This window comes from Arthrobacter sp. NPDC080086, assembly GCF_040702285.1.
The window spans coordinates 1-5,446 of sequence record NZ_JBFBKP010000138.1 but is presented as its reverse complement, the minus strand read 5'-3'; the positions used below and the strand labels follow the sequence as shown (position 1 = coordinate 5,446).

General features: G+C 70.2%; 8 protein-coding genes and 1 pseudogene. 3 read left to right on the top strand and 6 right to left on the bottom strand.

What is annotated here, in order from left to right; genetic code table 11:
* Positions 1-48 precede the first annotated feature (48 nt).
* On the bottom strand, positions 49-432 hold the full coding sequence (locus tag AB0305_RS22500; protein ID WP_290257696.1) for a DUF2177 family protein: 384 nt from the start codon (positions 430-432) through the stop codon (positions 49-51).
* A gap of 16 nt (positions 433-448) precedes the next feature.
* Between AB0305_RS22500 and AB0305_RS22495 the strand changes: the two genes are divergently transcribed.
* Positions 449-1,195 (top strand): lipoate--protein ligase family protein, encoded by a 747-nt coding sequence (locus tag AB0305_RS22495; RefSeq protein ID WP_364135398.1) that lies wholly within the window; start codon positions 449-451, stop codon positions 1,193-1,195.
* Between the two features lie 28 nt (positions 1,196-1,223).
* Here AB0305_RS22495 and AB0305_RS22490 read toward each other — a convergent pair whose 3' ends face one another.
* The 4 genes from AB0305_RS22490 to AB0305_RS22475 form a co-directional block, all read right to left on the bottom strand.
* Positions 1,224-1,727: a DinB family protein gene (locus tag AB0305_RS22490; protein ID WP_364135401.1), complete on the bottom strand. Its 504-nt coding sequence runs from the start codon at positions 1,725-1,727 to the stop codon at positions 1,224-1,226.
* Between the two features lie 84 nt (positions 1,728-1,811).
* Complete coding sequence (locus tag AB0305_RS22485; protein WP_364135404.1) at positions 1,812-2,456, bottom strand: MBL fold metallo-hydrolase; 645 nt, start codon at positions 2,454-2,456, stop codon at positions 1,812-1,814.
* A complete protein-coding gene (locus AB0305_RS22480) occupies positions 2,453-3,538 on the bottom strand; it encodes an S-(hydroxymethyl)mycothiol dehydrogenase (protein WP_364135407.1) in 1,086 nt (361 codons plus the stop codon). Before AB0305_RS22480 ends, AB0305_RS22485 begins: the two co-directional genes overlap by 4 nt.
* A gap of 120 nt (positions 3,539-3,658) precedes the next feature.
* Positions 3,659-3,916 (bottom strand): mycoredoxin, encoded by a 258-nt coding sequence (locus tag AB0305_RS22475; protein WP_290257701.1) that lies wholly within the window; start codon positions 3,914-3,916, stop codon positions 3,659-3,661.
* Between the two features lie 165 nt (positions 3,917-4,081).
* On the opposite strand from AB0305_RS22475, the gene AB0305_RS22470 reads away from it, so the two are divergent.
* Positions 4,082-4,834, top strand: a complete 753-nt coding sequence (locus AB0305_RS22470) for an SOS response-associated peptidase (RefSeq protein WP_364135410.1) — start codon at positions 4,082-4,084, stop codon at positions 4,832-4,834.
* Between the two features lie 13 nt (positions 4,835-4,847).
* Here the strand turns inward: AB0305_RS22470 and AB0305_RS22465 are convergent, their stop codons facing one another.
* The gene (locus AB0305_RS22465; protein ID WP_364135412.1) at positions 4,848-5,270 is read right to left on the bottom strand and encodes a VOC family protein; all 423 of its coding nucleotides are present in this window, start codon (positions 5,268-5,270) and stop codon (positions 4,848-4,850) included.
* Between the two features lie 14 nt (positions 5,271-5,284).
* On the opposite strand from AB0305_RS22465, the pseudogene AB0305_RS22460 reads away from it, so the two are divergent.
* A pseudogene (locus AB0305_RS22460) lies at positions 5,285-5,446 on the top strand (chorismate mutase); the annotation flags it as partial.

The window sequence follows — 5,446 nt, the reverse complement described above, 5'->3', positions numbered from 1 at the left end:
GCAGGGTCCGATCGGCCGGGCCGTGCAGATCCTGACGCTGCGCAAGAGCTAGTGGAAGACCAACCAGCCCACCGTCGTGGCCAGGCCGGTGAGGACCACGCCCCAGGCGATGTCCACCACCACGATCACCAGCGGCCACTTCTTCAGGGTCGCGGCGTTCGTCAGGTCGTAGGTGGCGTAGGCGAAGCCGCCCAGCGCCGCGCCGTAGCCGAACGCGGCGGCCCAGCCGCCGCCGTCGAGCGCGGGGCGCAGGGCGAAGAAGACGATTCCGGCGATGTACAGCACGTAGAACACGACGGCGTAGCCTAGATGGGGCTTGTCGGCCATCAGGTGGCCCAGGTGGCGGCGGTAGAACCTGCTCGTCGACTTCAGCCAGACGGCGTCGATGACGGCAAACGCGGCGGCCACCACCAGGAATTGCAGAAAGACCATAAGGGAGCATAACCACATGCAGCAGGCCGGACCCCGGAGCCTCACCGTGTTCCGTCAGCCCTCCTCCCTCGGCGCGGCGGAAGACCTCGATTTCGCCCTCGAACTGCTGCGGCGGGTCAAGACCGGGGCGGCGGGGCCGCTGCTGCGGCTCTACCGGCCCGTCCCCACCCTGGCGTTCGGCCAGCGGGACGCCAACCTGCCCGGCTTCGAGGCCGCTGCCCGGGCCTGCCGGGACCTCGGCTTCGAACCCCTGGTGCGGAAGGCCGGGGGACGCGCCGCCGCGTACCACCCGGGAAGCCTGGTGATCGACCACCTGGAGCCCGACGCCGACGCGATCGCCGGCGCCAAGGCCCGGTTCGCCCTTTTCGGCGGCCTGCTGGCGGAGGCGCTCCGGGACGCCGGTGTGGACGCAGCCGTCGGCGAGATCCCGGGGGAGTACTGCCCGGGCGAATTCAGCGTCCACGGCACCGACCGCCGGGACCCGGCGCACCGGATCAAGCTTGTGGGCACGGCCCAGCGGGTGGTCTCCGGCGGCTGGCTGTTCAGCTCGGCGGTGATCGTCTCCGACTCGGCGCCCATCCGGGCCGTGCTGGAGGCCAGCTACGCGGCGCTCGGACTCGACTGGGATCCGGCGACGGCGGGCGCCGCGGATGACCTGGTGCCGGGCCTCAACGTCGACGCCGTGGAGGCGGCGGTCCTCGGCGCCTACAGGCGGTACGCGGCACTGGCGGATGGCGACTTCCGGACCCTGACCGCCCCGTAGCGGTTACCTTGGCGGTCCCTGTGGCCCATCATTGGTCCCGGGCGGCCAGGATTTGTTCGCGCAGGATGTCCGCGTGCCCGCAATGCTGGGCCAGTTCGCGCAGCATGTGCAGGTACACCCACCGCAACGGCAGCGGTCCGCGCCGGTTGCCGCGGACCAGGTCGTCGGGCCCCAACGCCGCGGTACGGGCCCGGGAGCCGGCGCAGGCCTCGCGGTAGGCGGCCCGCACCGAGGCGATGGTGTCCTCAGGGTCCAGCACAAACGACTCGTCCGGCGACGCCGGAATGCCGATCTCGGCGCGGCTGCGGCAGGTGATGGCCTCGTCGAACCAGACCTTCTCGACAAAGGCCGCATGCTTGACCAGACCCAGCAGCGTGGTGCGAGAGGGCACCAGGGCCGCCCGTGCCTCCTCCTCGCTCAGTCCGTCGAGGCTGGCCTCCAGATCGGCCCGGTGATCGTCGAGGAACGCCTCGAACTGGGTCAGAAGATCCGCGGCGAAGAGGTCCGGTTCCATGCTGGGATTGGTGCTCATGAGCCCACAGCCTAATGGGCCCCGCCCGGAAATCCGGACGGGGCCCAAGAGGTGTGGCTGGTGGGTGGTGTTCCTCCCGTGGCGTCAGTGGCCCCGGTCGATCCACTCCTGCAGGTGCGGGGCCTCGGCGCCGATGGTGGTCTGGTCCCCGTGCCCGGTGCGAACCACCGTCTCCGCCGGCAGGGTCAGCAGCCGGGAGGAGATGGACTCGATGATGGTCGGGAAGTCGCTGAAGGACCGGCCGGTGGCCCCGGGTCCGCCCTGGAACAGGGTGTCGCCGGTGAAGACGGTGCCCTCGCTCTCGAGCCGGAAGCTGACCGATCCGGGCGAGTGGCCGGGCGTGTGGAGCGCCACGAGGCGGGCGCCGGCGACGTCGAACGTGTCGCCGTCGGCAATCGCGTGGTCCGGTTCGGTGCCCGGGAACACCCGGTCCCAGAGCATCCAGTCGTCCCGGTGCAGGTACACGGGGGCGCCGGTCAGTTTCCGGAACTCGCCCACGGCGGCGATGTGGTCGTCATGGCCGTGCGTGAGCAGGATGGCGGTGACCTTCCGGTGGCCGACGGCGGCGGCGATCGCGGCGGCGTCGTGCGCCGGGTCGATCACGACGCACTCGGCGTCGTCGCCCACGATCCAGACGTTGTTCTCCACGTCCCAGGTGCCGCCGTCGAGCGAGAACGTTCCCGAGGTGACCAGCCGGTCGATCCGCAGGCCGTCCACGCCGTTGCTCACAGCTCCACCACGGAACGCAGGACGGCGCCGGAGTGCATCTTCTCGAAGGCTTCCTCGATCTGGTCGATGCCGATGCGCTCGGTGACGAAGGCGTCCAGGTCCAGCCGTCCCTGCCGGTACAGGTCGATCAGCATCGGGAAGTCCCGGGAGGGCAGGCAGTCGCCGTACCAGGAGGACTTCAGTGAACCGCCGCGGCCAAACACATCCAGCAGCGGCAGCTCCAGGGTCATTTCCGGGCTGGGGACGCCCACCAGCACCACGGTGCCGGCCAGGTCGCGGGCGTAGAAGGCCTGCTTGTACGTCTCGGGACGGCCCACGGCGTCGATCACGACGTCGGCGCCGAAACCGCCGGTCAGCTCACGGATGGCCTCCACCGGGTCCACGGCGGAGGAATCCACGGTGTGGGTGGCGCCAAGGTCCTTGGCGCGTTCGAGCTTGTTGGGGTCGATGTCGACGGCGATCACCGTGGTGGCGCCGGCGAGTGCGGCGCCGGCGATGGCCGCCACGCCCACCCCGCCGCAGCCGATCACGGCCACCGAGTCGCCGCGGCCGACGTTGCCGGTGTTGATCGCGGCGCCGAGGCCCGCCATGACACCGCAGCCCAGCAGGCCAACGGCGGCCGGGTCGGCCTCGGGGTCAACCTTGGTGCACTGGCCGGCGGCGACGAGCGTCTTCTCGGCGAAGGCGCCGATGCCCAGGGCGGCGGTGAGCTCGGTGCCGTCTTCCAGGGTCATCTTCTGGGTGGCGTTGTGCGTGTTGAAGCAGTACTGCGGTTCGCCGCGGCGGCAGGCACGGCATTCGCCGCAGACGGCGCGCCAGTTCAGCACCACGCGGTCCCCGGGGGCCACCGAGGTGACGTCGGGGCCGACGGCGCTGACCACGCCGGTGGCCTCGTGGCCCAGCAGGAACGGGAAGTCGTCGTTGATGGCGCCCTGCTTGTAGTGCAGGTCGGTGTGGCAGACGCCGCAGGTGAGGATGTCCACCAGCGCCTCGCCGGGGCCGGGATCGGGCACCAGGATGGTTTCCAGGGTGACGGGGGCGTTCTTGGACCGGACGATTGCGCCCTTGACCTTATGGACCATGGGAGAGCTCCTTTCGATGCCGCCGCCCGGCGCGGGGGTGCCGGATACGGCGCGACGCGGGCCCCGGGTAATCCGGAGTCCGCGTCGTGTCTGGTGTGGGTGTTCTCTGGTGCTGGCGGGTTAGGCCGCGAGGCGGCTCTTGACCTCTGCCGCGGAGGGGTTGGTGGCGGCGGTGCCGTCCGGGAACAGCACGGTGGGGACGGTACGGTTGCCGCCGTTGAGCTGCTCGACCAGTTCGGCCGTGCCTTCGACTTCCTCGATGTTGATCTCGGTGTACCCGATGCCCTGCGCGTCCAGCTGCTTCTTCAGCCGGTTGCAGTAGCCGCACCACGTGGTCGAGAACATGGTGATGGTGCCGGATTCGGGGGTGAAGTCCACGAAATTCTCCTCAGGTGGGTTGCCGGTGCGTGCCGGGACGGTCAATCGGACGTCTCTGGAATAACCGTATCCTGCGGGACGGTATTCCCGCAGGGAGGTGCCGGCAGGGGCAGGCCCCGATGCAGCAGCTGTGCAGGCCGGGCCGGCCGGTGGCATGCTGGGGGCATGTGTGGACGCTATGTGATGGCCCGGGCCGTCGGGGACCTGCTGGCAGAGTTCGACGCCGGGCTCGAGGAGGAGATCGCCGTGCCGCCGTCGTGGAACGTCGCGCCGACGGCGGACGTGCCGATCATCCTGGAGCGGCTGGTCGAGGGGAGGGAGCACCCGGCGCGGCAGCTCCACATCGCCCGCTGGGGACTGGTCCCGTCCTGGGCCAAGGACCCCGGCATCGGGTCGAAGATGATCAACGCCCGCAGCGAGAGCGTGCTGGAGAAGCCGGCGTTCCGGAAGGCCACGCGGTCCCGGCGCTGCGCCGTCCCGGCCGACGGCTACTACGAGTGGAAGGGCCAGGGCAAGGGGAAGCAGCCCTACTACGTGCATCCGAAGGACGGCTCACCGGTGGCGTTCGCTGGGCTGTACGAGTGGTGGAAGGACCCGTCCAAGGAGGAGGGGGACCCCGGCCGGTGGCTGCTCTCGACGACGATCCTGACCACCGATTCGCCGCCCGAGGGTTACGCCGACGGGATGCTGGCGGAACTGACGGCCCTGCATGACCGGGTGCCGCTGCCGATGGACCGCGCCACGATGGAGGCCTGGCTTGACCCCAGGGCCGAGGACGCCGCGGAACTGGTCGGCATCGTCCGCGCCAACGCCCACGACGTCGCCGAGGGCTGGCAGATCGACGCCGTCGGCACCGCCGTCGGGAACGTCCGGAACGACTCCCCGGAACTGATCGAACCGGTCGGCAGCCTGTTCTAGTCCTGATGCGGGGTTAGACCGTGACCCGGCCGGCCGCGTCCACGGTCCAGGTCGGGTTGAACGCGACCTCCCAGCGGAAGCCGTCCGGGTCCGCGAAGTAGCCGGTGTAGCCGCCCCACGGCTGTGTTTTGGGCGGCGCGACGATGGTGGCCCCGGCGGCCGCAGCCTCGCCCAGGACCCTGTCCACCGCATCGGCGCTGTGCACGTTGTGGCTCAGGGTGACGGGAGGTATTCCGGCGGGGGAGTCCGTCCCGGCTTCGGCCCGCATCTGGCCCGCGTCCCAGAGCGAGAGGATGAGCCCGTGGTTGATCTGCAGGAAGAGCACTTCGCCGGGGACTTCGCGGTGGACGGGCCAGCCCAGGCCCGTCACGTAGAACCGGCGGGAGGCTTCCACGCTGCGGACGCCAAGGGAGATGAAGTCGACTCGTGGTTGCATCGTTCGATACTGTCATGCAGATGTCGACAAATCACGCAGAGGACAAAGCAGCCCAGGCCGATAAGGACCAGCTCGCCGCCGTGCGGGTGGCCGTGGACGAGGTTGACGAGCAGATCGTCGCGCTGATCGGACGCCGGGAGCGGTTGATCCGGATCGCCGGGACGCTCAAGGCCGAC